Raw genomic sequence first — 25,889 nt, 5'->3', positions numbered from 1 at the left:
CGGGGCTTCGTCAGAGAACGCGGGCGAGGAAGTCGCGCAGCCGCGCGGTTTCCGGGGCCTCGAGGGTCGTGCGAGCGGGACCGGCTTCGGCGATGCGGCCTTCGTCCATGAACACCACGCGATCGGCCACCTCGCGGGCGAAGCCGATCTCGTGCGTCACGACGAGCATGGTCATGCCGGACGTGGCCAGCGTGCGCATGACGTCGAGGACGTCCTTCACCAGTTCGGGGTCGAGCGCGGAGGTCGCCTCGTCGAAGAGCATCACCTCGGGTTCCATGGCGAGCGCGCGGGCGATCGCGACGCGCTGCTGCTGCCCGCCGGAGAGCCGGCCGGGCCGCTGGTGGGCCAGGTGCGCCAGGCCCAGCCGGTCGAGCTGGGTCATGGCGGCGGCTTCGGCCGCCTCTGTGCCGAGGCGGCGGACGTGCCGCAGCGCGGCGGTGACGTTCTTGAGCACGCTCAGGTGCGGGAAGAGGTTGAAGTGCTGGAACACCATGCCGACGCGGGTGCGGACGGCATCGACGTCCACGCCCTGGCCGGTGATCGCCGCGCCGGCGATGTGGATCTCCCCGGACGTCGGCTCCTCGAGCAGGTTGAGGCATTTGAGCAGGGTCGACTTGCCGGAGCCGGACCGCCCGATCACGCAGACGGTCTCCCCGGTGGCGACGTCGAGGTCGACGTCGCGGAGCACTTCGATCGGGCCGTACCGCTTGTGCAGGCCGCGCACGGACACCGCGGGCATCAGACGGCCGCCTTCGCCGGGGCGGCCGTCACCGGCGCCGCCGTGGTGAAGCGCCGGCCTTCGCGCATGCGCCGGTCGAGCCGGTTCACCGCGTAGGTGAGGGGAATGGTCAGCAGCAGGTAGCAGAGCCCTGCGGCGACGAGCGCCGACGAGTTGTACGTGGCCGCCTGCCGTTCCTGGGCGATGAAGTACAGCTCCCGCTGGCCGAAGCCGAGCCCGAGCAGGTACACCAGGGCGCTCTCCTTGACGTCGATGATGAACTGACCGGCCAGTGCGGGCAGGACGTTCCGCACGCCCTGCGGGACGACCACCACCCGCATGGCGGTGAGGTACGGCATGCCGAGGCTGCGTGCGGCGTGCAGCTGACCGGCCGGGACCGCCTGGATGCCGGAGCGGAAGATCTCGGCCGAGTACGCGGCGGAGATCAGCGCGATGGCGAACACGGCGTAGCCGAGCGGTTCGCGGCCGAACGGGCGCAGGCCCGCCGCGGGCAGGCCGACGCCGACCAGGCTGACGGTGACGATCGCCGGCAGCCCGCGGAAGACGTCGACGTAGATCCGGGCGGGCAGCCGGACCAGCCGTCGCCGGGACAGCAGGAGCATGGCCAGCAGCACGCCGCCGACGACGCCGGAGACGATCGCCAGTGCGGCGATCAGCAAGGTGTTGCGCAGCCCCTCGGTGAGCAGCGCGGGCAGCACGTCCAGGATCTCGCGGAGATCGAAGAAGGTGCGGAGGAAGTCGTCCATGACCTGGCCTCTCGTGTCGCGATCCCGGAAGGCTAGGTCCGATTCCCGCCCGCGCCGCGGATGCTTACCGCGACCGCGGTAAGCATCCGTCCTAAGCTGCGGTCATGTCCGTGGTGCTGACCGTTCAGGGAGCGCGGGCGGCCGACCTCGTCACGGGGGTGTCGCCGCTGGCCGAACTGCTCGCGTGCCTGCATTCGATCGCCGAGCCGGAACACCACTTCGAGGTCCGGCCGTGGCTCACCCGGATCCGCGCCGATACCTCGGCGGACCTGCAGGGCCGGTTGAAGACCTACGCGCCCCTGTGGGCCCGGCGCCGCTGCCGGCTGTTGCTGCCCTTCGAGCTGCCGCTCGGCCAGACCTTCGAGGCGGAGCTGCAGCGGATCGAAGCCTTGCCGCTCGGTCGATTCGCCGCGACCGCGGCGGAGGCGATCCACGGCGGCCTGGTCGAACTCGGGGACCTGCTGACCGACGCGGCGGCGAGGGACGCCTATGTCGTCTCGTGTGAGCGGCGGTCGTTCGGCCGTGGAGAGCTGGCCCGGCACCTCGTGGCCGATCCGGAGGCCTTCCGCGCGGACCTGCTGGACGTGCTGCGCGCCTGCGCCGGGGAGTTCTTCGCCGACGAGTGGGCGCGGGTGTCGCATCGGCTGGAAGCCGAGTGCACGGCGGTGCGGGCCCGGGCGGGTGCGCTGCCGGTGGCCGAGGTGCTGGCGTCACTGAGCCCGAACGCGTCGGTCCGGCACGATCCGGCGTCGGTGGTGTTCGACAAGCTGCAGTCGCTGCGCGCCGACCTGCGCGGTCGCCGCTGCCTGCTGGTGCCCTCCGTGCACGCCCGGCCGCACCTGATCGTCAAGGTCGACCCGGAGTACCCGGTGGTCGTGCACTTCCCGGTGGCGGGCGACGGCGCCCGCGACACCCTGGCACAGGTTCGCCTGCGCCTGGCGATCCTCGCCGACCCGGCCCGGCTGTCGCTGTGCCGCCACCTGGTCAACGAGCCGATCACGACCTCCGACCTCGCGGCCCGGACCGGTATGACGGTGCCGCAGGTGTCCCGCCACCTCGGCCGCCTGCGCGAGGCGGGCCTGCTGGTGTCCCGCCGGGACGGACGGATGATCCAGCACCGCCTGAACCTCCAGCGCCTGCTGCCGATGGGAGTCGACGTGCTCACCGCGATCATGCGGTGATCGGTGACGTTCGTCTTCAACGGCGGTCGTGGCTGCACTGTGGCCGGTGCTCGGCGATCGAGCAAGCACGTGAGCACGGTGCGCCGGCGACCCTGTGGGCTCCGTTCACCTATTTTGGGCGTGAGACCTGCAGGCGCGCGAGCTCGCCTCAGCGGTGCTTGCTCCGCTCTTCGTCCGGTAACGGCGCGGGCCGGTCCGCGAGCGGGCCGCCTTCGCGAAGCAGAGAGCCGAGGGATTCGAGAGGCTCAGGGACCAGGCGGTACCAGCTCCAGGTGCCGCGGCGCTCGCGCGTGAGGATGCCGGCGGTGACGAGGACCCGCAGGTGGTGGCTCAGCGACGGCTGAGGCATGGCGAAGTCCTCGGCGAGGTCGCAGAAGCACGCTTCGCCGCCGGGGGAGCGCCGGATCAGGGACACGAGCCGGATCCGGACCGGGTCGGACAGCGCTTTGAACAGTTTCGCGGCCGTCTCGGCCTCGGTGTCGGTGACGACGGCGGCGGGCCCGGCCGGCAGGAGCGCCACCGCGACCGGCTTCGACCGGACGTGACCGCTGTGCGTCGCCACGGCATCTCCTTGTCGACTCGGCGGCCTCGGCTTGTGGTCGAGCGTACCGCAGCTGGATTGACAAGAGTCGATCCAAACGTCTTCAATCGCAGCGGCGGACTTCGATCCAGGCCGGTTCGCGCGAGGAGTGCTTCATGGTGCTGCGCGCCCCGACGTGGACTGGGACATCCCGACCCGGCCGGCGAGCCGCGACGAAATCGACCGTCACGTGCGCGGGCTGCTCGACGAGCTCGGCGACCAACCGTGAAAGGAATTCCGATGACCCGCACTCCCGAGGTGCTGTTCGTCTGCGTGCACAACGCCGGCCGCTCGCAGCTGGCCGCCGCGCTGCTGCGGCACTACGCGCTCGGCCGGGTTGCCGTCCGCTCGGCCGGGTCCGAGCCGGCCGACAAGGTCAACCCGGCCGCTGCCGCGGCGCTCGCCGAGTGGGGCCTGGACATCGCCGCCGAGGTGCCGGCCAAGCTCTCGACCGAGGACGTCGAAGCCTCCGACGTCGTGATCACCATGGGCTGCGGCGACACCTGCCCGATCTTCCCCGGCAAGCGCTACCTGGACTGGCCGCTGGACGACCCGGCCGGCCAGGGCGTCGACGCCGTCCGCCCGATCCGGGACGAGATCGACCGCCGCGTCCGCGGCCTGCTCGCCGAGCTCCTCGACACCTGATCCACCCGATCCCGACCCTGGAGGCCCGGTCCGTGACGCAGACCGCCGGTCAGTTCGACGCGGCCGGCGGCGCCGACAGCGTCAGCAGCTCGGGCTCGTCGAACAGGCCGGCGCCGCCGCAGACACCCGTTTCGGCCATGATCAGCTCGACCCGCGCGGCGGCCTCGTGGTCACCGGCCAGCTCGGCGGCGATGCTGCGGACCTGCTCGTAGCCGGTCTGGGCCAGGAACGTCGGCGCGCGGCCGTAGCTCTTCATCCCGGCGAGGTAGAAGTTCCGCTCCGGGTGGGACAGCTCCTTCGCGCCGTGCGGGTAGACGGTGCCGCAGGAGTGGACGTTCGGGTCGACCAGCGGCGCCAGCGCGACCGGCGCCTGCAGCGTGGGGTCCAGTTCGAGGCGGATCTCCGACAGCCACGACAGCTCGGGCCGGAACCCGGTCAGGGCGATCACCTCGGCCACGTCTTCGAGCCGTCGGCCGTCCGCCGAGATCAGCGCGATCGATCCGCCGGTGCGCTCGACCGCTTCGGTGCGGAACCCGGTCACCACCGTGATCAGCCCCGCGTCCACCGCTTCCTTCGCGCGCAAGCCAAGAGCACCGCGGGCGGGCAGTTGGCCGGCCTCGCCGCCGCCGAAGGTGTTGCCGATCCCGCCTCGGCGCAGCACCCAGCTGATCCGCGTGCCACCGCCGAGCCTGGCCAGCGCGGCCAGCGCCGTCAGCGCGGAATGCCCGCTGCCCGCCACGACCACGTGCTTGCCCGTGTACCGGACTCGTTCGGCCGCGAGGTCAGGAACCCGGTACGAGATCCGGTCGGCCGCGGCCCGCTCTCCGATCGCGGGCAGGCCCTCGCCGCCGAGCGGGTTCGGGGTCGTCCACGTCCCCGACGCGTCGACCACCGCGCGGGCCAGGACCCGCTCCTCGCCCTCGGCGGAGCGGACGTGCACGGAGAACGGCTCGCCGTCGCGGCCGCTGTCGACGATCCGGTCCCGGCCGCGCCGGGCCACCCCCACCACTTCGGCGCCGAACCGCACGCGCTCGCCGAGTGCCTCAGCCAGCGGCTGGAGGTAGCGCCGCGCCCACTCGCCGCCCGTCGGGTGGACGCCTCCACTCGGCCGGGCCCAGCCGGTTGGCTCCAGCAGCCGCGCGGCCGCCGGGTCGACCAGCTCCGACCAGGGCGAGAACAGGCGGACGTGGTTCCACGCCGCCACGGCGGACCCGGCCTGGTCACCTCGTTCGAGCACGAGCGGTTCGAGGCCGCGTTCCAGCAGCTCAGCGGCCGCGGCGAGCCCTACCGGGCCGGCGCCGACGACGGCAACAGGCAACTCGTCCATCCCCAGGCCTTTCATCGACGTTGCTTGATGAAGCGATGGCGAGCAATGTATCGATCGGCATTGATTGACGCAACCATCGACCGCGGTCAATACTTGGCGGCATGACGACGACCCTGCCGGTCACGCCGCCGCTGCTGCCCGAAGCCGAGGCCGCCAGGTACGCCGAGTGGTTCGCCTGCCTGGCCGAACCGACCAGGGTCAAGATCCTGCACGTCGTGGCGACCGCGAATCGCGAGCTCACCATCGGCGGGCTGACCGAGATCATGGAGATCAGCCAGGGCAACGTGTCCCACCACGTCCGCAAGCTCGCCGACGTCGGGTTCCTGCACATGCGCAAGCGCGGCACCGCGACGGTCGTCACGGTCAACGAGTCCTGCTGCGCCGGCCTGCCGCACGCGGCCGACGCGGTCATGGGCCTGCTCGCTCCCCGCCCCTGCTGCCCCGAGGACGTCCCGGACGACGTCGCCGTGCGCCCTCTTCGCCGAGGCGACTGGGCTGCGGTCCGGCGCATCTACGCCGAAGGCATCGCGACCGGTATCGCCGCGTTCGAAACCGCGGTGCCCAGCCGTGACGAACTGGATGCGAAGTGGCTGCCCGGGCACCGCTGGGTCGCCGAGATCGACGGCGAGGTCGTCGGCTGGGCCGCTGCAGCGCCGGTGTCCACCCGGGAGTGCTACTCCGGGGTCGCCGAAACCTCGATCTACGTCGGCGAAGGCCATCGTGGCCGCGGCGTCGGCAAGGCGCTGATCCGCACGCAGGTCACCGAAGCCGATGCCGCCGGGCTCTGGACGCTGCAGACGTCAATCTTCAACGAGAACCGCGCCTCGATCGCGCTGCACCGCGCGGCCGGCTACCGCACCCTCGGCGTCCGCGAACGCATCGCCCAACGCGACGGCGTCTGGCACGACACCGTGTTCCTCGAACGCCGCAGCTCCACGAACTGACGCTACAGACGCTGGGAGAGCGATGACTGACGAGCAGTGGAGCAGGGTGCACGATCGCTACCGGGCAGCGGCGCGGCGGGTCGCGGCGGGGGAGGGGACCGGTCTGCTGACGGACGCCAAGGAAGCTGCTGAGCTCGGGCCGGCGCTGTATCACGACGTCGACGGCGTGCCGGCGCGTGCCGTCGAGGCCAGTCTCGGGTGCGGGAATCCGCTGGCGGTGGTGGACATCCGGCCGGGGGACGTCGTGCTGGACCTCGGTTCGGGTGGTGGCCTGGATGTGCTGCTGTCGGCGAAGCGTGCGGGGCCGGCGGGGCGGGCGATCGGGATCGACATGACCGACGAGATGCTGCAGCTCGCGCGTGAGCACGCCGCGAACGCGGGGGTGTCCAATGTGGAGTTCCGCAAAGGACGGATCGAGGACGTCCCGCTGCCGGAGGCGTCGGTCGACGTGGTGATCTCCAACTGCGTGATCGCGTTGTCGCCGGACAAGGCCGCGGTGTTCGGCGAGATCGCGCGGGTGTTGAAGCCCGGCGGCCGGGTGGGGATCGCCGACGTCGTCGTCGAGGAAGGGGCGGTCGCGTCGCCGTGCGACGAGGACTGCCTTGCCGGGGCGGTGACGGAAGCGCGGTACGCGGAGCTGCTCGAGCTCGCCGGGCTCGGCGACGTCAGTGTGACGCCGTCGGCAGGGATGGAAGGCGGGCGCCGGGCGGTGATCGTGCGGGCGAGGAAGCCGGTGGCGGTGCGGATCGTTCCGATGGAGACGCGCCACGCGGAGAGCGTGCTGAGGATCTACCAGGACGGGCTCGACACCGGTGACGCCAGTTTCCAGACCGAAGCGCCGTCGTGGGACGCATGGGATGAGGCCCACCTTGCCGAGCACCGGCTCGTCGCCGAGGACGTCGACGGGCGCGTCGTCGGCTGGGTCGCCGTCACCCGGGTTTCCTCGAGGCCGGTGTACGCCGGCGTTGTGGAGCACAGTGTCTACGTGGCCGCGGATGCGCGGGGCCGCGGTGTCGGGCCGGCGTTGTTGAGGGCTTTGGTCGCGTCGACGGAGGCGGCGGGCGTGTGGATGATCCAGAGCGGGATCTTCCCCGAGAACAAGGCGAGCCTCGTCGCGCACGAGCGAGCCGGGTTCCGTGTGCTGGGGACCCGCGAGCGGATCGGGCGCCACGGTGACCGGTGGCGCGACGTCGTGTTCATCGAACGCCGGAGTGCCGTCGCCGGCCTGGACTAGTGTGAGTTCGCGGTCAGCCGGTGCGTCGGCCGCGGGTAGCCGGGCTGGAACGCCGGTGAGGTCGATGACTCCGCAAGGACGGTGCCGGTCGCTGCGAGCGCGTGCTCGACCGCGGAGTTGACGGCGATGTCGAGCTGTTCGGGTGCGCAGGCGACCCGGGCGTTGATCGTCACGTTCGCGAGCGTCGTGAAGGTGACGGCGGCGGCGTCGATCGTCGGTTCGGCGCCGGCCTCGGTCACGCTCGACTTCGTCAGCCCTTCTGCGGTCTGCACGCCGGCCTTCGCGTGCCCGATCAGCCAGCTGTTCTCCGCGGACGTGGCCGACAGGTGGCCGAGCAGGGCTCTGGCCCAGGCAGCCGGATCGAAACCGCCGGCGGAGCCGACCACGAGCGACTGGTTGAGCCACGCGAGTGCCGCTTCAGCGTTGGCGTAGCGGTCGTAGTCGATGTCGATGACGCGGTCCGGCGATTCGTGGCCGCCGAGCCACTGCTCGGCCAGCGTTTCAACCCCCCGGCCCGTCGCCGCGGAGTAGCCGACGACCGTCGCCGACGGGTGCGAGGACTGCACCCGGTCCAGGATCGAGGCCGCCGCGCTGCCGGTCAGCAGGTCGAGCTTGTTCACCGCGATGATGTCGGCTTCCTGCAACTGCTTGCCGAAGAGATAGGACAGATCGGACTCCGCGTCGTCGAGGGCGAGCGACGTGCGCAGCGCGCTCAGGCGCTGCGGTTCGACGACGGTGACCAGCCGGCCGGCCGCGAACGTGTCGCCGTAGTAGGCGCGCAACGGACGGATCACCGTTGCCTGCAGGTCGGTGCAGCTGCCGACGGCCTCCGCCAGCAGTGTGTCGACGCCGTGCCTGTCGACCAGTTCCCGGGCGACGGTGAGCAGATCGTCGAAGCGGCAACAGAAGCACCCGCCGGTGACCTCGGCACCCCGTGCCGCACTGGACCGGACGAGCTGGGTGTCGACCAGATCGGCGGCCTGGTCGTTGGTGATGATCGCGACGCGGCGGCCTTGCGCCTCAAGGTGTTTCGCCGTGGCGATCAACGTCGTCGTCTTACCGGCTCCCAGAAATCCGCTCACGGCAAGAAAAGTGATCATCGCTCTGCGTCCCTTCGCTCGGGAGTGCGCAACGCGGTGGGAAAACAGAACCCCCGTTCAGGCAGGGTAGCGAGCGCCTGCCCCGCCATCAAGAGCGAAGACAGCCGTAACCGCGGGGAAACGTGACGGCGTGATCATCACCTGAACGCCGTATTGATGACCATCGATTTGATCAGTACAGTGCGGAAATACCGTCAGGGGACGTGGGGGCTTTCTTGTTGTTCTGGCAGCCTTGTTGTTCCGGCAGTGCCGAATTTGTCAGCGGGCCGGCAGTGGAATACCGATGACGCCGGTCAGTGCCGTCACGGCTTCGGGCACGAGGCGGTAGTACACCCACGTCCCGCGGCGGGTCGACTCGACGAGTCCGGCGTCGCGCAGGATCTTGAGGTGGTGGCTGATGGTCGGCTGGGTCAGGTCGAACGCGCCGACGAGGTCGCAGACGCACGCCTCTCCGTCGAGATGCGAGGCGACCAGGGAGAGCAGCCGGAGGCGCACCGGGTCGGCCAACGCCTTGAAGCCCGCGGCAAGCGTGGCGCTGCGAGCGCTGTCCATCGGCTCCGCGATCCGGGGCGGGCGGGGCACCTCCGGCTCCACGGGCGGCAGCTTTTCGCCCGGCTTCAGCTCGGCGTCGTCGCAGCTCGCCCTACGCTTCGCCATGTCGAAGTCGGTTCCTTCCGCTCCGGCCCGTGTCGTCTCGGACGAACGAGCACCAGGTGTCCAGTCTAGGCGATCAGGCGGCGATCCTTCAGGATCCAGGAGGTGAACGGCCTCCCGCTCACCCGCGCCGAGGCAGCCCGGCGCGCGAGCGAAGTCACGGTAGGTGACTACCGAATCTCGCTCGACCTCGGCGCCGACGGCTTCTGGTCGCGGTCGGTGATCAGATTCACGTGCCGTTCACCGGGCTCGGCCGGCTGGGTGGATCTGGTGGCACGGCAGGTCGCGTCCGTCGAGCTCAACGGCCGCCCGCTCCAGGACGCTCACGAGGAAAACCGCCTGGTCCTGCCCGGTCTTGACGTCGACAACCTGCTGATCGTCGAGAGCAGTCACGACTACTCGACGTCGTCGCAGGGCCTGCACCGGTTCGTGGACCCGGCCGACGGCGAGACCTACGTCTACAGCCACCTCCAGCCGGCCTACGCCCCGCACGTCTTCGCCTGCTTCGACCAACCTGATCTGAAGGCGCCGTTCTCGCTGACCGTGACCACGCCGCGTGGCTGGACCGCTGTCTCGAACGGTCCGGTCGTGGCGAGCACCGGGACCCGGCACACCTTCGCGCCGACTCCGCCGATCAGTCCCTATCTCGTCGCGTTGGCGGCCGGCCCGTTCGCGAGCTGGGGGTTCACCGGGAACCCGCCGCTCGCGGTGCACGCCAGGAAGTCACTGCGTGAGCACGTCGATGCCGATCACCTGGCCGGTCAGCTGCGTGACGGGCTCGATTTCTTCGCCGGAAGGTTCGGCATCGGCTACCCGTTCGCCAAGCTCGACCTGTGTTTCGTCCCGGAGTTCAGCTTCGGCGCCATGGAGAACGCCGGGTGTGTCATGGCGGGCGAAAGTTTCGTTTTCGACCGGAAAGTGACGCGCGCGGCATTTCGGCAGCGGTCGGAAATGCTGCTGCACGAAGTTTCCCATCAATGGTTCGGCAACCTGGTTACTTTCCGTTGGTGGGACGACCTGTGGCTGAACGAGGCGTTCGCCACCTGGGCCGCATTGCACGCCCAGACGCAGATCACCGAGTTCACCGACGCCTGGGCCGGCTTCGCCGCGCGGAAGAAGAGCCTCGCGTACGAACTCGACCAGGCCCCGTCGGCGCACCCGGTCATCGCGGACGTCCCCGACGTCGAGCACGCGATGGTCACTTTCGACGCGCTGACCTACCACAAGGGTGCGAGTGTCCTGTCGCAGCTGGTCACCCGCCTCGGCACGGCCGGATTCTTCGACGGGATCCGGAAGTACCTCGCCGAACACGCCTACGGCGTTGCCGAGTTCGCCGACCTGGTCAGGGCCCTCGGCGCGGACGGCGACTGGGCCCGGAGCTGGCTGACCACCACCGGGACGACGACGTTGCGCGCCTGCATCGGCATCGACGCCGAAGGCCGGTACACCTCGGCTGCCGTCACACAGGAACCCGCGGCGTCCGGCGACACCGGGTTGCTCGACCACCGCGTCACCGTCGGCGTCTACGACGAAAGCGGAACAGGTTCGCTCGTCCGCGTACGCGGCATCGACCTCGACGTCTCCGGCACGGTCACGGACCTGCCGCAGCTCGCCGGTGAGCGTGCCGGGCTGCTCGTCCTGCCCAACGACGACGACCTGACCTACGCACAGGTGGACCTGGACAGCCGGTCGCTGGCCACGGTGATCGAGCGGGTCGCCGACATCCCGGACCCACTGGCGCGGTCGCTGTGCTGGTCCGCGGCCTGGGGCATGACCCGCCGAGGCCGGCTGACCGCGGCGGGGTTCCTGAGGATGGCGGCCCGCGGACTCGCGAAGGAGCCGCAGATCGCGGTGGTGCAACGGGTGCTGCGCCAGACGGCGACCGTGTTGTCTGCCTATGCCGATCCCGGGTGGTCCGACCGGGTCGGCTGGCCGCGGTTCGTCGACACGCTGGTCGCGGCGGTCGAAGACCCGGCGACCGGCGCCGATCACCGGCTCGTGTTCGCGCGGGCGGTCGCCGCCGCGGCCTTGACCACGGAACAGCAGGGCGTCGTCCGGGAGTGGCTGGGCGGCGCGCTCCCGATGGACGCCGACCTCCGGTGGCGGTTGCTGCGCGCGCTCGTCGCCCACGGCCACGCGCCGCCCGAAGACCGGTCGCCGCGGACCGCCGCGGACGAACGGACGCGAGCGCAGCTCGACGCCTCGGTGCCGACCCTCGCGGCGAAGACCGGAGCCTGGCGCGAGATCGTGGATCCCGGGACACCGGCCGGGCGTTTCACCGCACTCGTCGCCGGGTTCCGCCATCCGGCTCAGCGAAAGCTGCTCGAGTCCTTCGTGGAGGACTACGTCCGTGACATCCCGGGCCTGTGGCGCAAGCGGCCGCACCAGATCACCCGAGCGGCGGTGACCGGTCTCTTCCCGCACACCGCGGTCTCGCCGGACACAGTGGACACCATCGACCGGATGCTCGCCACCGACCTGCCGGCGGCCCTGCGAGTGCTGGTGCGGGACGAACGCGCGGAGCTCCTGCTCGCCCTCACCCTCCGGAATCCGGCCCGATGACATCGTCGGGCCGGACCCGGTCGAGCAGGTCCAGCACCGACCGGACCGCTTGCCCGCCCCGGCGTGAGGTGTACCACCGCTCACCCGCCAGCCTCACCGCCTCGGTCCACAGCCGGTCCCGGGTCGTGAACGCCTGGTGGTACACCAGCGGATAGCAGGGCTGCCCTTCCAGATATGTCTGCAGCCGATCCCACGCGGCGCCGCCGTCGACGGAGACCCCGAATTCGCGCTCGTACAGCCGGCGATACTCGCCGGCCGGGTCGGTGCCGCCGTCGTGCACGGTCATCTCGAAACACAGGCTGGCCGCGACGACCCGCCGGACGTGCTCGCGGCCGAACCGCGTCCGCTCGACGTCCTCCTCACCCAGCGCCGCGCCGAGCTGCTGCTCCTGCCAGGCGGGTTCGCGGACCAGCCGTTCCAGCAGGAAGCCGAACGCCTCGCTCATGGCGGTGGGCAGCCGCCACAGGTCGAGCGGCCGCGTCATGCCGGCACTGAAGTGCAGCGCGTGGCCGAATTCGTGCAGGAGGGTGGCGTAGTGCCCGAGTGACCGGCCGTCGACGACGGACACCCGGATGTCCGACGGCGGGGACACCGGCGAGCAGAACGCGAACCCGAGCTTGCCCGGACGGTCGGCGTCGTCGACGAGCACGTGCCGGGTGTGCTCCGCCAGCTCCCAGGTGCGGATGGTCGACAGGACGGCCGCCAGCGCGGGCGGGGCGCCGGCCGGGACGACGGCTCGCGCCGCGACGAGCCGGGGGTCGCTCAACGCCGGTGCCGTCAGCCCGTCGCGCTCCCGCCACGACCGCGCCTCCTCGAGGTAGCCGTCGCGAGTGTCGGACAGCCAGTGCCGGGCATGCTCGATCCACCGGTCGACGCTCGGGTGGAGGGCCCGGATCAGCGAACCGTGGGTGTCGAACCCGAGCCGGTGCACGGCGGCGGCATGCGCTTTGAGCCAGGCCTGGCGAGCTGCCCGAAGCTCGCCGCCGAGCCGGCGGAGGGCCTCGGCGGCCTGCGATCGTCCGGTCGCCGACGTGGCGGACCTGGTCAACGCGGTCAGCTCGCCCATCGAGCGTCGCACGCCGCCGATTTCCACGGTCGTCGACCGTTGTGCGCGGCGGAGTTCGGACGTCGCGTCGACCAGATTTTCCCGGAAGTACCACGCGGCGAGCTCGCGCGCGTAGCCGAGGTCGCCGTGGTCGAGCGCGGCGTGCACCAGCGTGCCGTCGGCCAGTGGCGGGCAGGAACCCGGTCGGTGCCCGAGGGTTTCGGCTTGGCCGGTGTTGACCAGCCAGCGCTCGGCGGCGAGCGAGGTCTGCAGTGTCGTCAGGGCGTCGGCGTGGTCGCCGAGGTACGCCGGGACGGTGCCGCGGCTCATCGCGGAGTGTCGATGCGTGCGGGGGCGGGCAGGTCGAGCAGGTCTGCCGTGCTGTCCGCGACGGCCTGCCAGAACGTCCGGCGCTCCGGCGGGAGCGCGGCGAACAGCTCGGAGCACTGCTGGACCAGCTCGAGTGCCAGCGCCGGGTGCGCGAGCACACCGCGGACCCAGGCGCGTTGCTCGGGGCGGATCCGGTCGAGGTCCAGCCCCTCGATGCCCGATCGGACCCGGGCGCCCACCCGTGCGTCCAGCGCGTCGGCGTACCTCGTCTCCGCCTCCGCCCAGGGGAGTTCCCCCTGTACCGCACCGGGAACCGTGTCCGCGAGCACGCGGGCGGCCGCGAAACCGTCCGCGATTCCCGCACCGAACAGGGGATCCTTGTGGCAGTACGCGTCACCGGCGAGCCGCCAGCCGGGGCCGGCCGGAGCACGGGAGAAGTTCCGCAGCGTCCCGGATCCGAACACCGGCGACATCCGCTCGGCGTCCGCCAGCCGGGTCCGCATGGCGGGGATGGCCGCGAGCCGGTGTTCGTATCCGCTGACGCCGTCGCGATCCGTGCCACGCAACGCGGCGAATCCGGCGACCGGGGCGGACAGCATGACGACCCAGAGCCCACCGTCGCACGGGCCCAGCTGGACCAGCGATCCGTCGTGGTGCCACAACTCCAGGGACGCTGCCGGAAGGGGGGCCACGCCGCGCCAGTAGGCGTGGAACGTGCACCGCAGGGCGCCGGCGTCGAACGTGGTCTCGGCGCCGGCCTGTCGCGCTGTCGCCGATCCCCGGCCGTCGGCGCCGATGACGACGTGGCTCTTCTCCTGCCACCCGGCACCGGCCACGCCGATGACGCGGTCGCCGTCTCGAAGCAGGGTTCGCACCGCGCAGCGCTCGCGGACCTCGGCGCCCGCCCGCACCGCGGCGTCCAGCAGGATGCCGCTGAGCGTTTCCCGTCGGACGCAGAGGTTGTAGGGGTGGGCGGACCGCGGCAGCATCGGGCCGCCGTAGTAACCGTCCTCGACCTCGAGGTGCCAGCGCCGCAACGGCGGCGCGCCGGTGGCGAGGACCTGGTCGAGCAGCCCGAGCTCGTCGAGCGCCGTCAGCACGGTCGGCCCGAAGAAGTGCGTGGACACCGCCGGCGCGGGCAGCGGGGTTCGATCGGTGACCAGGACACGGAGCCCGCGTCGCGCGAGCAGTGTCGCGCTTGCCGCCCCGGCGACCCCGCCGCCGATGATGATCGCGTCGTACATCACGGCCTCCGTGCGGCGGCGAGGACGAAGGGCAATCGGCCCGTCCAGGTACGGCTGACCGCCCAGTGGCGCGCCGAGACGGCGGCGAGCCGGGAGCCGAGGATCTCCCGGAAGTCGAGCGCGACCGCGGCCGGGGTCATCGTGCCGACCACTTTGCCGTGCTCGACGACGAAACCGAGCCGGATCCGCCCTTCCACCACGGGGGAGAGCCCCGCCCGCTGGTGTCCGCCCAGCAGGGAGTCGATGAACACGCCGGAGTCCAGTTCGGTGATCAGGTCGCCGAGGCCGGCGGCGGGGACGCCGTCGGTGTGGAAGGTGGCGTTGTTGAGCACCGGCGTCACCGGTTGCCGAGGCTTCCTGCGGACGGCACTGCCCCGGAATCCGTGGCCGGTGGGGGCGACGCCGAGGTCGGCGGCGGTGCGGACGCTGTGGTAGAGCCGGGCGGGCGCGCCGTTCTCCACCACCGTCAGCGCAGCGGTGGGGACTCCGTTGTCGTCCGCGGCCGGGTAGCTCAGCCCGCAGCCGGTGCCGGCCGGCACGGGTTCGTCGCGGATGTCGATCCCGCGGTGCAGCAGGGGCGTGCCGAGGTCGTCGGCGGCAAAAGAGCGGCCGCTCGCCGCGGTCGTGGCGCTGAGGCCGACGATCAGCGGCGTCAGGAGGCTGTGTACGGCCGCCGGGCCGAGCAGGACGCCCATCGGCGAAGGCGGGGCCACGTCGGCGGGCAGGTCGTCCCAGGCGGCCGCGGTGGTCAGCCACTCGCGCAGCGCGTCCGGCAGCCGGGCGGCGCGGGTCCAGCCGGTCCAGGGCAGCTGCAGCTGCGGATTCCGCCTGCCTTCGGCGACGACGGCGAGGTGGAAGAAGGTCTCGTCGTCTCCTGAGCAGTGGTGCCGGTCCGCGCGCCGGACCCGCTGCCGGGTCCGGGTGACGGTGCCGTGGACGGCGAGACCGGTGGACCGCTGCAGACCGCAGACCTGCCGGGCCAGCTCGGCGGCGCTCTCGGTGGATGCCTCGCCGTGCCGCGGGGCGGGTGCGTCGGGCGGTCGGTCCGGCCATCGCGTCCGCGGGCCGAACCGCGCACTGAGGACGGCGTCGTCGATGAGCTCCCGGGGCCGGTCGAGCCGGGTGGTGGTCGCGGTGCCGACACGGCCGGCGACGTGGACCCGGACACACACGCTGGTTTCGCGGGACGCACGGGAAGCGTCGGGTGTTCCGGAACCGAACTCGACGACCGAGTCGGCCCGGTCGATCGCGAGGACCTCCCAGCGGTCACACCGGCGGCCGGCGTCCTCGCCGATCGCGTCGACGTACTCAGCCAGTGCGGACATGGATACCTCGCAGCCGGATCGACGGCGCCCACGAGCTGACGGCCAACGGGTACTGGCCCTGTTTCCCGCAGCCGGCCGAGGTGTCTCCCCGCCACTGGTCCCGGCCGACCCCGTCGACGGCCCGGAACGCGTCGAGGACTCCGCCGGAGAGCACGACACCGCGGACCAGGCGGCCGACCTGACCGTCACGGATCTCCCGGCATTCGGCCGGCAGGAAGGTGAAGCCGGCCCGGTCGGTCTGCCCGCCCAGGACGCCGCGGGCGAGCAGCCCGCGCCCGATCCCGCCGACGAGGTCGGCGTCGGAGGAGTCGCCGGCGGCGATGGCGATCGTTCGGACGCGGGGGAGCGGGGGATGGCGATAGCCGAGGGATCGGGCGTTGCCGGTCGGCTCGTCGCGGAAAGCGCCGGCCGTGGCGCGGTCGTGGAGCCGCGCGGCCGCGACGACGCCGTCACGCAGGAGGTGGATCGGGCGGCCGGCGGTTCCTTCGTCGTCGACCGGTACGTAGCCGCGTGCGCCGGGAAGCCCGGGACCGTCGGTGATGGTGAGCAGGGGCGAGCCGAGTTCGCGGCCCGGGCGCAGGGCGCGCTGGAGCTCGGCGTCCCCGAGGTGGTGATCGGCTTCGCAGAGATGACCGATGGTTTCGTGGGCCCAGACGCCGGCCAGCGGGCCGTCGCAGACGACGTCGTAGCCGCCGCTCTCCACCACCGGAGCGCGCGCGAGGCCGACCGCCGTCTCGGCGGCGGCCTGGATCCGCTCGTCGAGCTTCCGGAGCACGGAGAAGTCCCCGCCGCTGCCCACCGAAACCGAGCCGGCCGTCCGGTCGCCGGCTGCACTGGCGTAGACGGTGAGCTGGAGGGTGAGGTCGCGACGGCGCCACGTCAGCGCGAGGCCCTCGCTGGTCACGAGGTCGATGTCCGACACGGCTTCGCGGTAGTAGAGCAGGGCGCCCGCCACGTTCGCGTGGGCGTTGAGCGCGGCATCGTAGTAGCCGCCGAGCAGAGCGGCCTTCTCCTCGACCGGGACGGACTCGACGACGTCGGCACCAGGCACGTCATCCGAAGACACGCCGGGCCGCGCGGGCGCGAAGGCACCGGCGGGCACGGCGATCTGCGCGGCGTTCGCCTTGGCCAGCCGGACGAGCTCCGTCGCACTGTCCTCAGTGGACGATACGAACGACGAACCGGCGGCACCGACGACCCGCGCACACCGGCCCTCGTCCCGGCTGAGGGTGACGCTCTCGACGTCGCCGCCACGCCAGACCATGTCGAGAATCCGGGTCCGTTCGGTCCGGACCTCGGCGTAGTCCCCGGATGCGAGCCCGGCGTGGCGGAACACGCCGGGCTCACCGCCGGTCAGCAGCACGGCCGCGCGGGCTCGCCGGTCCCGCGGTGCGCGAAGATCATCGCGCTGGTGACCTGCGCGCCGTCCCGGTAGGGGACGAGGCCGTCGCTGCGGAAGTCGACCCGGTCGAAGCCCGCACCGAGGACCATGTCCCGGTACTCGGTTTCGGTCATGCCGACCACGCACCGGGCGAAGTCGTCCGCGGTGGCCGCGTCCCCGGTGGTGACGTCGACCGGCGGGGTGCCGTCGGCGTAGACGACGTCGGAGATCACGGCCATCCCGCCGGGACGCAGGACTGTCGCGATGGCGCCGAGCACCTCGGGCTTGTCGGGGAACATGCCCAGCACGCAGTTGCTGAGCAGGACGTCCACCGTCTCCGCGCGGACCGGGGGACGGCGGATGTCACCGACCCGGACGTCGATGTTCCGCAGCCCCATCTCGGCGGCCGCGCGCCGGGCCGTCTTCACCATGTTCATCGAGCCGTCGATCCCGATCACGCGGCCGGCCGGGCCGACGCGGCGCGCCGCGATCAGCAGGTCGAGCCCGGCGCCGCAGCCGAAGTCCACGACGGTTTGCCCGGGTTCGAGGGCGATCGCGTCGAGCGGCGACCCACAGCCGCTCGAGAGCTCCAGCACCCACGACGGGATCCCGGCCAGCTCTTCGTCGGTGTAGACCGCCTGAGGTGAGCAGCAGAGTGTGCTCGCGCCCTGCCCGGCCAGTTCGTCGTAGCGGGCCTTCACCTGGATCTCGACCGGGACCGAGGCGATCGCGACGACGGTGGGTTCGGTGGCGCAGCAGGCCCCGGCGCCGGCCTCGCCGGACGAGCAGCAGCCACCGGCGTCGGTCGTCGGCGTCTGCGGCTTCATCACGTCATCCAGGGAAACGAACCCACGGTGGTCATCTGATCCCATGTTCCCATTCCTTTCTCCGGCGACCCCGACGCCGTCCGGGACTGCCTGCGCTGCAGGGCCATCGGCAGGAGGTAGGCCAGTTCGCTCTCGACGCGGGTCTTGATCGTCGAGACCTTCGGGCAGTAGCAGGTGTTGAAGTCGCCGCCGCTGGCCGCCCACGCCTTGATCGGGCAGCCGCCACCCCCGCAGAACAGCTTCACGTTGCACTCGCGGCACATCTCCACGGTGTCGACGTGCCGGTGCCGCCACGGTTCGCGGTAGCCGCCGGAGTACCGGAAGCCGGGGAAGTAGTCGCCGCAGGCGTGCTGCGGCCGTCCGACCGTTTCCGGGCAGCCGTAGACCTTCCCGTTGGGGTCGAACGCGACGACGCTGGTGCCGGCGCTGCAGCCTTGCAGATTGGGCCGGACCCGGTCGCCTTCGAGCACCGCCGCGCGGATCCGGGCGGGGTCGGGTTCGAGCATCCGGTCCACCAGTGGGTTGTCCCGCAGCATCCGGTAGAAGGCTTCCTGCAGGCTGGGTTTGACGTCCCCGCGCACCATTTTCTCGCGCTTCTCCGGGGGGTGGTCCGGGGTGACGTAGAGGAACGAGGTCTGCTTGGTGAACCCGTAGAACAGGCGGATCTTCGGGTTGTCGATCCAGCCTTTGGCCAGTGCGAACTCGGCGAACTCGGGCATCTGCCCGACGCTGTCCAGGTCGACCAGCACGCGGATCAGGACCCGCAGGCCGGCCGCGGCGGCGACGTCGATGCTGTGCTCGATCAGCTTGAACGTCGGCTTCCCGTTGCGGAACACCCGGCGGGTGTCGTGGACTTCCGGCGTCCCGTCCAGGCTGACCTGCACCTCTTCGCAGCCGTACTCGAGCAGCATCGGCACATACGCGTCCAGTGCGACGCCGTTGGTGATGGCGGTGACCGGGTAGCCGCGGTCGTAGGCGCGGCTCAGGATCTGCTCGATCGACTCCCGTTGTGGCGCGGTGTCGAGCAGTGGTTCCCCGCCGAACAGCGTGATGTAGGGCGGGCCGGAGTTCTCGTGCAGCTCCTGGATCATCGGGATGGAATCGAACGCCGCGTCGATCATCTCTTCGGTCATGCGCGGGCTCTTCCTGGTCAGCTCGCCCTCGAAGCAGTACGGGCAGGCCAGGTTGCACACGAACGACGGGATGAACATGAACTGGAACGGGGCTTCCTTGATCGCTTCGAAGTAGCCGTCGACGACGCCGCGGTAGTTGGCGTCTTCGACCACGGGGTCGTCGAAGACGTAGCCGCGGTCGCGCAGGCCGGCCAGCGTGGTCGAATCCTCGGCGACCGAGGCGCCGGCGCGGAGCCGTTCGAGCGCGGTGACTTCGGCGCGGCTGACGATGTCCATGGTGCCGGCGACGGCGTTGGCGAGCACGCTGACCTTGCCGGACTCGTCGAGGTACTCGGGCGGGAGTGCCCCGTCGGGCAAGGCCACCGAGAAGGTGACGGTGTTGGCACTGACTTGCATTCAGTTCACCCCTGTCAGTGGAGGCCGGTGCGGGCAGCAGGAGAGAGGGCGCGGCGGGGGATGCCGGTCGGACCGGCCAGGTGCTGTTCGCGGTGCGCGAGGATCACTCGCAGCCGTCCGGGTCGGCGGCCATCACGTTGGTCTGCACGTCGAGGTTCTTGCGGCCCCGCATGGCGGTGCAGCAGTCGGGCTCCTTCTCGGAAACCTCGGCCAGCTCGATGTTGGCGATTTCGATCATCTTTATCACCTCCTCCGCAGGGGTCTCCGCCGTGCCCTCCTACTGCCTCCCCGCTTGGCCAGTGCGAGGAGAGTTCCGGTGCCGGCCCGTCGCGGGCGGGCTGCGTCGCGGTCTTCACAGGACCTCGCGCGCGATGAGGACCACGACCATGATCAGGCCCTCGCCGATGATCAGGCCGGAGGCGACGATCTCCGTGGCGCTCTTGCGTTCGGGGTGCCGTCGCACGACGACCCACTGGGCCAGGCCGCCGGCGGCGATGGTGAGCGAATACGCGGGCGGCAGCAGGATGCCGAGTCCCAGCATGGTCGGCATCACGCTGGTGAACGTCAACGCCATCCCGATCGGTCCGGTGATCGCGAGCGCCAGCCCCACGGCGGCCGGGTACTCCGCCGAGCCGCGCACCGCGGTGTCGACGAACCTCACCGCGGTCGCAACCGGGGACGGGAACGCGTCGCCACCGATGACGCCGGCGTGCGCGAGCACGAGGACCACTCCGACACCCATCACGGAGCCGGCGATTCCGCCGCCGATCTGCGTCCGGCGCACGATCTTCGACGGTGGTTCGGGAAGCCCGGCGGGGCGCTCGTGGGCGACCTTGGCCGAGTAGGTGAAATACACCGAGGCGATCGCCGCGCAGCACAACGTCGACGCCGTCAGGACGGCGACCGATGTCGACCACCCGGTCACCGCGAACACCGCGACGCCGAAGTACAGCGCGGGCGCCAAGGGCACCAGCCCGATCTCGCCGCCCGCCCGGTTGAGGAACACCGTCAACACCAGCAACAGGACCAGTGCCAGCGCGCCGAGGCCGGCATACTTCAGGGTGGCCGGAACCAGCACGACCGTGACCGCGAGGGCCGCCAACCCGGCCGTGCCCGCCACGCGCAACGTTTTCGAGCCCCGGAAAGCCCGCCTGACAGCACGGGCGAGCGGTCCTCGAGCACGCACCAGGGAGCTGATCGAGTACCCCAGGATCAAGCCGACCCCGCACGCGAGGACCCACGGATACGCCAGATGTGCGGTGTAGGAGGTGGTTGTGGCCGCGCCGTTGTCCTGCGCGTACCAGACGATCAGCGAATAGACCGACCCGGCCGCGAGCCAGACGCACGCCCGACGTCCGATCAGGAACCCCACACCGAACAGCAGCGGCGACAAGGCCAGCGCAAGATGCGTCCCCGAGCCGAAGAGGTCCGGCGTGCTGTCGTGACCCCAGGCCGCGGCTCCGGCGGCGATCGCCGCGCCCGCGCCCGTCGCGATGGGCAGGGTCCTGCCGATCCGGTTGGTCCCGTCGGTGGATGGTGTGCTGAGCGACTTCATCAGGGTGATCGCGGGCTGGAGCGTCGGGTACGGCAGCCGGTCGGTGACGACAAGCCGTTTGGCCAGCAGTGACCCGAGTCCTGCGCCCAGCAGGTTCGCTATGACGGCAAGCGCGACGAGAAGTGCCCAGCTCGGCAGCACACCCGTTTGCAGCAGGATGGCGCCGATCCCCGTGTCGAGCGCCGCTGTGGCCATGTAGCCGCTCGAGGCGATGGAGAACACGACGAACAGGCCCTGCCAGTTCAGCTTTCCGGCCAGGCGGAGCAGGGCCGCGCCGAGTACGGCGACCAGTGCCGATCCGCCGAAGGACATGCCGGCCCTGAACAACACCAGGACGTTGAGGAGACAGAGCAGAACGCCGATCCCGATTCCCGCAGCGACCGCGACGGTGTGCCTGCCGCGCCACGCCGGCGGCGTCCGTGGTGACGACCGGGGTGCCTGCTCGGTGTCCGTCACGAGTTCTGCACCCCCTCGGTTCGGCATTGCATATTGACGTTCATCAATACAACGGTCGAAACGGTCGAATTCGGACTATTCGCCACGACTGCTCGTTCGGTCGAAAGAATCGATTTTGAGGTCGAGGAATGCGGTGGCCTGCCGCGCTGTCCGCGTGGGCGGACGTCTTCGCCGGCGTCGGTCCGTGATCATGTGGCGCCGGGCGTCACAAGATCAACCTCACCCCCCGTGGCCGGCCGGCGGAGCTTCAATGTGTATCGACAACTGCCTATGCAGCCTGTTGGGCAGTCTACGAATGCTGCTCTGGACCGTCAAGGAGGCGAGATCCATGCACTCGAACGGCCGAGTGGTCCCGATCTTGGAAATGGCACGCGGTTACGTGCGTGTTTCGTGCGATTGCCGTCTGGATTGGTTAGAGATACCTCGAATCAGGCGGCGGGCCGGGTTTGCTGGTCCAAGTGGGTCGCACGCTGGGTTCACTCGTTGACAGGCGCTGGTGCGGAAGGCAATCCTCTGTCTTTGTCACGTCTATGGGGCGGTCAGTGGGGGAATGGTGACTTTTGTGCCCGAGCCTCGAGCGCAATACGGCGTGCCCGCGCCTCCGTTCGGCCGAACGGCGTTGACGTCGGACCGGGCGGAGCGTCTCAGCGAAGTCCTCAAAGCCCTTGCCCATCCGATCCGCTTGCAGTTGGTGTCCCTGGTGGCGAACAGCCCTGACGGCGAGGCGTGCGTCTGCACCATCTCGGCCGGGTTCGCCGTGAGCGGTCCCACGATCAGTCACCACCTGCGGAAACTGCGGGAGGCCGGGGTGCTCGTCTGCGAACGACGTGGGACGTGGATCTACTACCGCGCCGTTCCTGGCGTGCTCGAGCCGCTGATCAGCGCGCTCACCGCGTCCGCTTCCGTGTGAAGGTCCGGCGGCTTGCCCCCCGGTGTCCGCTTTTCGTGAGGAGCCGAGCATGGTGGACGGTCATGGCATTTCCCGGCGGGGTTTCGTCCAGCAGGTGGTGATCAGTGGCGCCGCGCTGACCGTCGGCGCCCCCGGCGAAGCGGCGGCCGCCGGTGTGCCATCGCCGGAGGGCGGCGCCGCGGAACTCGGCTTCACCACGGACTCGGCTGCGCTCCAGCCGGACACGGTGGTCGCGACCGCCTGCCAGTTCTGCAACGCGAACTGCCGGCTGCACGTCGGGCTGCGAGCCAACCGGATCATCAGCGTGGCGGGAGAGCGCGACGACCCCGTGCAGGCTGGCAACGTCTGCGTGAAGGCGCCGATGATGACCGAGCTGGTGTACAACCCGCTCCGGCTGACCACCCCGCTGCGGCGGATCGGCGGCGCCAAAGGGGCCGAAGATTCCCGGTTCGAAGCAATCTCCTGGGACGAAGCGCTCGATCACATCGCCGGGCGGCTCCTTTCGCTGCGTGACAGTGGAGACGTCCGATCCATCGCCAACCGGACCACGGGCCGGCTCCCGCGAGGCGTCGGCTCGCTCGTCGGCCGGCTGTTCACCCTGCTGGGCAGTCCCAACAACACCGATGTGGGCCCGGTGTGCAACGACGCCGGCGGCAATGCGCTCGCCGCGACCTTCGGCTTGGGGAACTTCACCAACGGGTACGGGGTGGACGCCGCCACCGGTCGCGAAGACCTCGGCGCCGCGCGCTACCTGCTCTTCCTCGGGACGAACCAGGCCGAGACTCACCCCGTCACCTTCGGCTACCTGCTGCGCCGGCGCCGGCGAACCCGGGCGAAGCTCGTCGTGGTCGACCCGCGGCAGACCCCGACCAGCGCGGAGGCCGACCAGTGGATCGCCCCCAAACCGCACACGGACTACGCCCTGGTGCTCGGGATGCTGCAGCACATCATCGCGGCGGATCTGTACGACCACGCTTTCGTCCGGGACTGGGTCCTCGGCTTCGCCGAACTCCGTGACCACCTGAACCGCGCCGGCTACACCCCGGAATGGGCCGCCCGGATCTGCGACGTCCCGGCAGGCGTCATCCGCAGGCTCGCCGAGGAATACGCGCGCACCAAGCCGGCCGCCATCTTCTGCAACGCGGGCATTTCACACCAGCTCGGAGCATTCGACACCTACCGGGCGCTGACGTTCCTCGCGGCGGTGACCGGCAACATCGGCGTGCCGGGCGGTGGATGCAACTTCATGCACAACACCTGGCCGGGGGACCTGCACCTGCCGCCGCTGGCCAGGCCGACACCACCGCGCCCGAAGGCGCTGCCCGTCGGACCGGACTACTTCGCCGAGTCGATCCTCGAAGCCAAGCCCTACCGCTTGCGCGCCGTCATCACGCAAGGCAACCCGCTGCTGTCCTCGGCCAACACCGCACGCGTCAGGGAGGCGTTCAGGCAGCTCGAATTCTACGTCTACACCGGACTCTTCATGGAGGAGGCCGCCTACTACGCCGACATCATCCTCCCGGTCTGCAGCGGACTGGAGATGGACGGCGTCTACATGCGCCGCGACGATCGCGCGATCCGCTGGCAGCACCAGGCCGTACCCCGGGTGGGACAATCGCGGCCGGACTGGGAGATCTGGATCGACCTCGCGGCTGCGCTGGCCCGGCACGACCGGAAGCTTCCCGGCGCGTACTGGACCGACGCGTTTCCGCAGGACTGGAAGGACTATTCGAAGCTGTGGGCGCAGTTCGTCGCCCTGACACCGGGGATGGCGGGAATGTCGCAGCAGCGGCTGGAGTCGCGGGCGGAGCCCCTGCGGTGGCCTTGTCCCACCTCGAAACACCCAGGTGTCAGCACCCTGTACCTCGACCACCCCTCGTGGTATGAGGCCACGGAGGCGTTGGGAGCCAAGGGGAAACGGTTTCCGACACCGAGCGGGAAGGTCGAGATCTTCACCCCGGAGCTCGACCGGAGCCTCAAGTCCGCCGGGCACGGCGCACTGCCGGTGTTCTACACGCATCCCGAGGTGACGGGCGCCAACCCGACCATCGCGTACCAGACCGGGTTCGTCGACAACCCGGTGAACCCGCAGGCAGTCACCCACCCGGTCCATCTTGCCGTGCCGGGAAACACCGAGCTGCAGAGGGCCTACCCGTTGATGGGGATGACCGGCCGCCCCAGCGTCGCGCACTTCGCGTCGGTGACGCACTGGACGCAGACGGGGGAGCGGCTCAACGGTATCCGCCTCGTGCAGATCCACCCGGAGACCGCGCGTCGCTACGGCGTCGCCGATCGGGACACCATCGTCGTTCGCAGCCCTCGCGGCCAGGTGACCGGGACAGCGCTGGTGTGGGAGGGAATCCGCAAGGACACCATTTTCGTCCCGAACACCTTCGGGCCGATGCAGGAGGTCGGCGACCAGTTCGGTGATCCACGGTACGAGCCGGCGAACATCCTGCTGGACGACCACCTCTACGACAATCTCTCCGGCCAGCAGGCCTACAAGTGCTTCGCCTGCCGCATCGAGAAGGCGTGAAGCTCAGCGGAGGAGCAGAAAAGTCCCTGCGGCGACCAAGCCGGCGAACGGCGGGGTCACCAGCCAGGCGATGGCGAACTGGCGCAGCGTCTTGACGTTGATCCGGCCGACGGCGAGACCGGCGCTGCCCGCGATGGCGCCCGTCGAAACCTGCGTCGTCGACATCGGCAGCCCCGCCCATGCGCCCAGCCCGACCAGTGTCGCGGTGGTCAGGTTCGCGGTGAACCCTTCGTGATGGCTCATCCGGACCACGTCCTTCGCCAGCCGTTCGGCGACCCGGGTGCCCGCCACGAGGGAACCGGCCGCCATCGCAGCGGTGACGAGCAACAGGATCTGCCACGCCGCGAACCCGGCAGGCACCAGCGCGAACGCCCCGACCGCGACGATCTTCGGGGTATCGTTCAAGCCCCGGGCAAGGCAGGCGAGTCCGCTCGTCACCCAGTGCAGACCACCGACGATCCGCTCGGACGACAGTCGCCCGGTGCGTATCGAGCCGGCCGTCGCCGCTCCGGGTCCCTCGTTCCGCGTGCGTCGCTTCAGTGCGCGGACGGCTGACGCGAGCAGCACCGAAAGCCCGTAGGCGACGACGATGCTGAGCAGGAGGGGCTGAACGACCTTCGGGAGCAATGCCGACCAGCGCACCGAATCGGCGGCGTGCAGAATCCCGGCGCCGATCAAAGCTCCGACGAGGGCGTGGGTCGTGGACACCGGCAGCCGTAGCACAGTGGCGAGTGCGACCCAGCAAGCCGTGCCCAGCAGCACAGCGACCGCGAAAGTGGCCGTCGGTTGTGCGGTGATGATCCCGTTCGAGAACAATGCGGTCATCTTGGCGGCCAGCCACAACGAGAAGAGGCAGCCCACCAATGTTGTGCAGGTGCCCCAGACAATTGCGGTGCGGTACTTCGTCACACCTGCGCCTGCCAGGGTCGCGACTCCCTTGGGCACGTCGTTGCTGCCGTTGGCTGCGGCTAGGAACACGGTCAAAACCAGGACCACGGCTGTCGTCATGCGTCCCTCCAGGTCTTCCGTGGAGAGTAGC

22 protein-coding genes are annotated in these 25,889 nt (G+C 70.6%); 7 read left to right on the top strand and 15 right to left on the bottom strand.

Annotated elements, in window-relative coordinates; genetic code table 11:
* Positions 1–10 precede the first annotated feature (10 nt).
* Both BLW76_RS31935 and BLW76_RS31930 read right to left on the bottom strand, forming a co-directional pair.
* Positions 11–739 carry an amino acid ABC transporter ATP-binding protein gene (locus BLW76_RS31935; RefSeq protein WP_091314434.1) on the bottom strand — a complete coding sequence of 243 codons (729 nt, stop codon included), beginning with the start codon at positions 737–739 and terminating at the stop codon, positions 11–13.
* The gene (locus BLW76_RS31930) at positions 739–1,485 is read right to left on the bottom strand and encodes an amino acid ABC transporter permease (protein ID WP_091314431.1); all 747 of its coding nucleotides are present in this window, start codon (positions 1,483–1,485) and stop codon (positions 739–741) included. Before BLW76_RS31930 ends, BLW76_RS31935 begins: the two co-directional genes overlap by 1 nt.
* A 104-nt stretch (positions 1,486–1,589) precedes the next feature.
* On the opposite strand from BLW76_RS31930, the gene BLW76_RS31925 reads away from it, so the two are divergent.
* On the top strand, positions 1,590–2,666 hold the full coding sequence (locus BLW76_RS31925) for a DUF5937 family protein (protein WP_091314429.1): 1,077 nt from the start codon (positions 1,590–1,592) through the stop codon (positions 2,664–2,666).
* 148 nt (positions 2,667–2,814) lie between these two features.
* Here the strand turns inward: BLW76_RS31925 and BLW76_RS31920 are convergent, their stop codons facing one another.
* On the bottom strand, positions 2,815–3,228 hold the full coding sequence (locus BLW76_RS31920) for an ArsR/SmtB family transcription factor (RefSeq protein WP_091314427.1): 414 nt from the start codon (positions 3,226–3,228) through the stop codon (positions 2,815–2,817).
* 258 nt (positions 3,229–3,486) lie between these two features.
* Here BLW76_RS31920 and BLW76_RS31915 point away from each other — a divergent pair, with 258 nt between their 5' ends.
* Complete coding sequence (locus BLW76_RS31915) at positions 3,487–3,891, top strand: arsenate reductase ArsC (RefSeq protein WP_091314424.1); 405 nt, start codon at positions 3,487–3,489, stop codon at positions 3,889–3,891.
* Between the two features lie 49 nt (positions 3,892–3,940).
* On the opposite strand, the gene BLW76_RS31910 is transcribed toward BLW76_RS31915, so the two are convergent.
* Positions 3,941–5,218, bottom strand: coding sequence for an FAD-dependent oxidoreductase (locus BLW76_RS31910; RefSeq protein WP_091314422.1), 1,278 nt, complete (start codon positions 5,216–5,218; stop codon positions 3,941–3,943).
* Positions 5,219–5,319: 101 nt separating this feature from the next.
* On the opposite strand from BLW76_RS31910, the gene BLW76_RS31905 reads away from it, so the two are divergent.
* Together BLW76_RS31905 and BLW76_RS31900 are read left to right on the top strand one after the other, a co-directional pair.
* Positions 5,320–6,162 carry a helix-turn-helix domain-containing GNAT family N-acetyltransferase gene (locus BLW76_RS31905; RefSeq protein ID WP_091314419.1) on the top strand — a complete coding sequence of 281 codons (843 nt, stop codon included), beginning with the start codon at positions 5,320–5,322 and terminating at the stop codon, positions 6,160–6,162.
* Positions 6,163–6,184: 22 nt separating this feature from the next.
* Positions 6,185–7,396, top strand: a complete 1,212-nt coding sequence (locus tag BLW76_RS31900) for a GNAT family N-acetyltransferase (protein ID WP_091314417.1) — start codon at positions 6,185–6,187, stop codon at positions 7,394–7,396.
* On the opposite strand, the gene BLW76_RS31895 is transcribed toward BLW76_RS31900, so the two are convergent.
* A complete protein-coding gene (locus BLW76_RS31895) occupies positions 7,393–8,496 on the bottom strand; it encodes a GTP-binding protein (protein ID WP_091314415.1) in 1,104 nt (367 codons plus the stop codon). The two genes, BLW76_RS31900 and BLW76_RS31895, sit on opposite strands and share 4 nt — an antisense overlap.
* Positions 8,497–8,754: 258 nt before the next feature.
* Positions 8,755–9,153: an ArsR/SmtB family transcription factor gene (locus tag BLW76_RS31890; RefSeq protein ID WP_091314413.1), complete on the bottom strand. Its 399-nt coding sequence runs from the start codon at positions 9,151–9,153 to the stop codon at positions 8,755–8,757.
* Positions 9,154–9,255: 102 nt separating this feature from the next.
* Between BLW76_RS31890 and pepN the strand changes: the two genes are divergently transcribed.
* On the top strand, positions 9,256–11,712 hold the full coding sequence (gene pepN, locus BLW76_RS31885) for an aminopeptidase N (protein ID WP_167384800.1): 2,457 nt from the start codon (positions 9,256–9,258) through the stop codon (positions 11,710–11,712).
* On the opposite strand, the gene BLW76_RS31880 is transcribed toward pepN, so the two are convergent.
* From BLW76_RS31880 to BLW76_RS31850, 8 genes are all read right to left on the bottom strand, one after another.
* Positions 11,687–13,087: a gluzincin family metallopeptidase gene (locus tag BLW76_RS31880; protein ID WP_091314409.1), complete on the bottom strand. Its 1,401-nt coding sequence runs from the start codon at positions 13,085–13,087 to the stop codon at positions 11,687–11,689. The genes pepN and BLW76_RS31880 overlap by 26 nt on opposite strands.
* Positions 13,084–14,331 (bottom strand): NAD(P)/FAD-dependent oxidoreductase, encoded by a 1,248-nt coding sequence (locus BLW76_RS31875; protein WP_091314406.1) that lies wholly within the window; start codon positions 14,329–14,331, stop codon positions 13,084–13,086. The genes BLW76_RS31880 and BLW76_RS31875 overlap by 4 nt, the downstream gene beginning before the upstream one ends.
* The gene (locus BLW76_RS31870; RefSeq protein ID WP_091314403.1) at positions 14,331–15,656 is read right to left on the bottom strand and encodes a metallopeptidase TldD-related protein; all 1,326 of its coding nucleotides are present in this window, start codon (positions 15,654–15,656) and stop codon (positions 14,331–14,333) included. The genes BLW76_RS31875 and BLW76_RS31870 overlap by 1 nt, the downstream gene beginning before the upstream one ends.
* Entirely contained in the window at positions 15,640–17,019 is a 1,380-nt protein-coding gene (locus tag BLW76_RS31865) for a TldD/PmbA family protein (protein ID WP_091314401.1), read from the bottom strand. Before BLW76_RS31865 ends, BLW76_RS31870 begins: the two co-directional genes overlap by 17 nt.
* Complete coding sequence (locus tag BLW76_RS31860; protein WP_244170695.1) at positions 17,010–17,864, bottom strand: methyltransferase domain-containing protein; 855 nt, start codon at positions 17,862–17,864, stop codon at positions 17,010–17,012. Before BLW76_RS31860 ends, BLW76_RS31865 begins: the two co-directional genes overlap by 10 nt.
* On the bottom strand, positions 17,864–19,393 hold the full coding sequence (locus tag BLW76_RS31855) for a radical SAM/SPASM domain-containing protein (protein ID WP_091314397.1): 1,530 nt from the start codon (positions 19,391–19,393) through the stop codon (positions 17,864–17,866). Before BLW76_RS31855 ends, BLW76_RS31860 begins: the two co-directional genes overlap by 1 nt.
* A gap of 103 nt (positions 19,394–19,496) precedes the next feature.
* Positions 19,497–19,631 (bottom strand): hypothetical protein, encoded by a 135-nt coding sequence (locus tag BLW76_RS50550; protein ID WP_279627714.1) that lies wholly within the window; start codon positions 19,629–19,631, stop codon positions 19,497–19,499.
* Between the two features lie 114 nt (positions 19,632–19,745).
* Complete coding sequence (locus BLW76_RS31850; RefSeq protein WP_167384798.1) at positions 19,746–21,404, bottom strand: OPT/YSL family transporter; 1,659 nt, start codon at positions 21,402–21,404, stop codon at positions 19,746–19,748.
* Between the two features lie 550 nt (positions 21,405–21,954).
* On the opposite strand from BLW76_RS31850, the gene BLW76_RS50545 reads away from it, so the two are divergent.
* Together BLW76_RS50545 and BLW76_RS31840 are read left to right on the top strand one after the other, a co-directional pair.
* Entirely contained in the window at positions 21,955–22,314 is a 360-nt protein-coding gene (locus tag BLW76_RS50545; protein WP_091314392.1) for an ArsR/SmtB family transcription factor, read from the top strand.
* A gap of 49 nt (positions 22,315–22,363) precedes the next feature.
* A complete protein-coding gene (locus BLW76_RS31840; RefSeq protein ID WP_091314389.1) occupies positions 22,364–24,850 on the top strand; it encodes a molybdopterin-containing oxidoreductase family protein in 2,487 nt (828 codons plus the stop codon).
* A gap of 3 nt (positions 24,851–24,853) precedes the next feature.
* On the opposite strand, the gene BLW76_RS31835 is transcribed toward BLW76_RS31840, so the two are convergent.
* Complete coding sequence (locus BLW76_RS31835; RefSeq protein ID WP_167384797.1) at positions 24,854–25,858, bottom strand: inorganic phosphate transporter; 1,005 nt, start codon at positions 25,856–25,858, stop codon at positions 24,854–24,856.
* Between the last annotated feature and the right edge of the window lie 31 nt (positions 25,859–25,889).

This window comes from Amycolatopsis tolypomycina (assembly GCF_900105945.1).
In the GTDB taxonomy this organism is placed as follows: Bacteria; Actinomycetota; Actinomycetes; order Mycobacteriales; family Pseudonocardiaceae; genus Amycolatopsis; species Amycolatopsis tolypomycina.
This window is presented reverse-complemented; position numbering and strand designations above follow the sequence as displayed.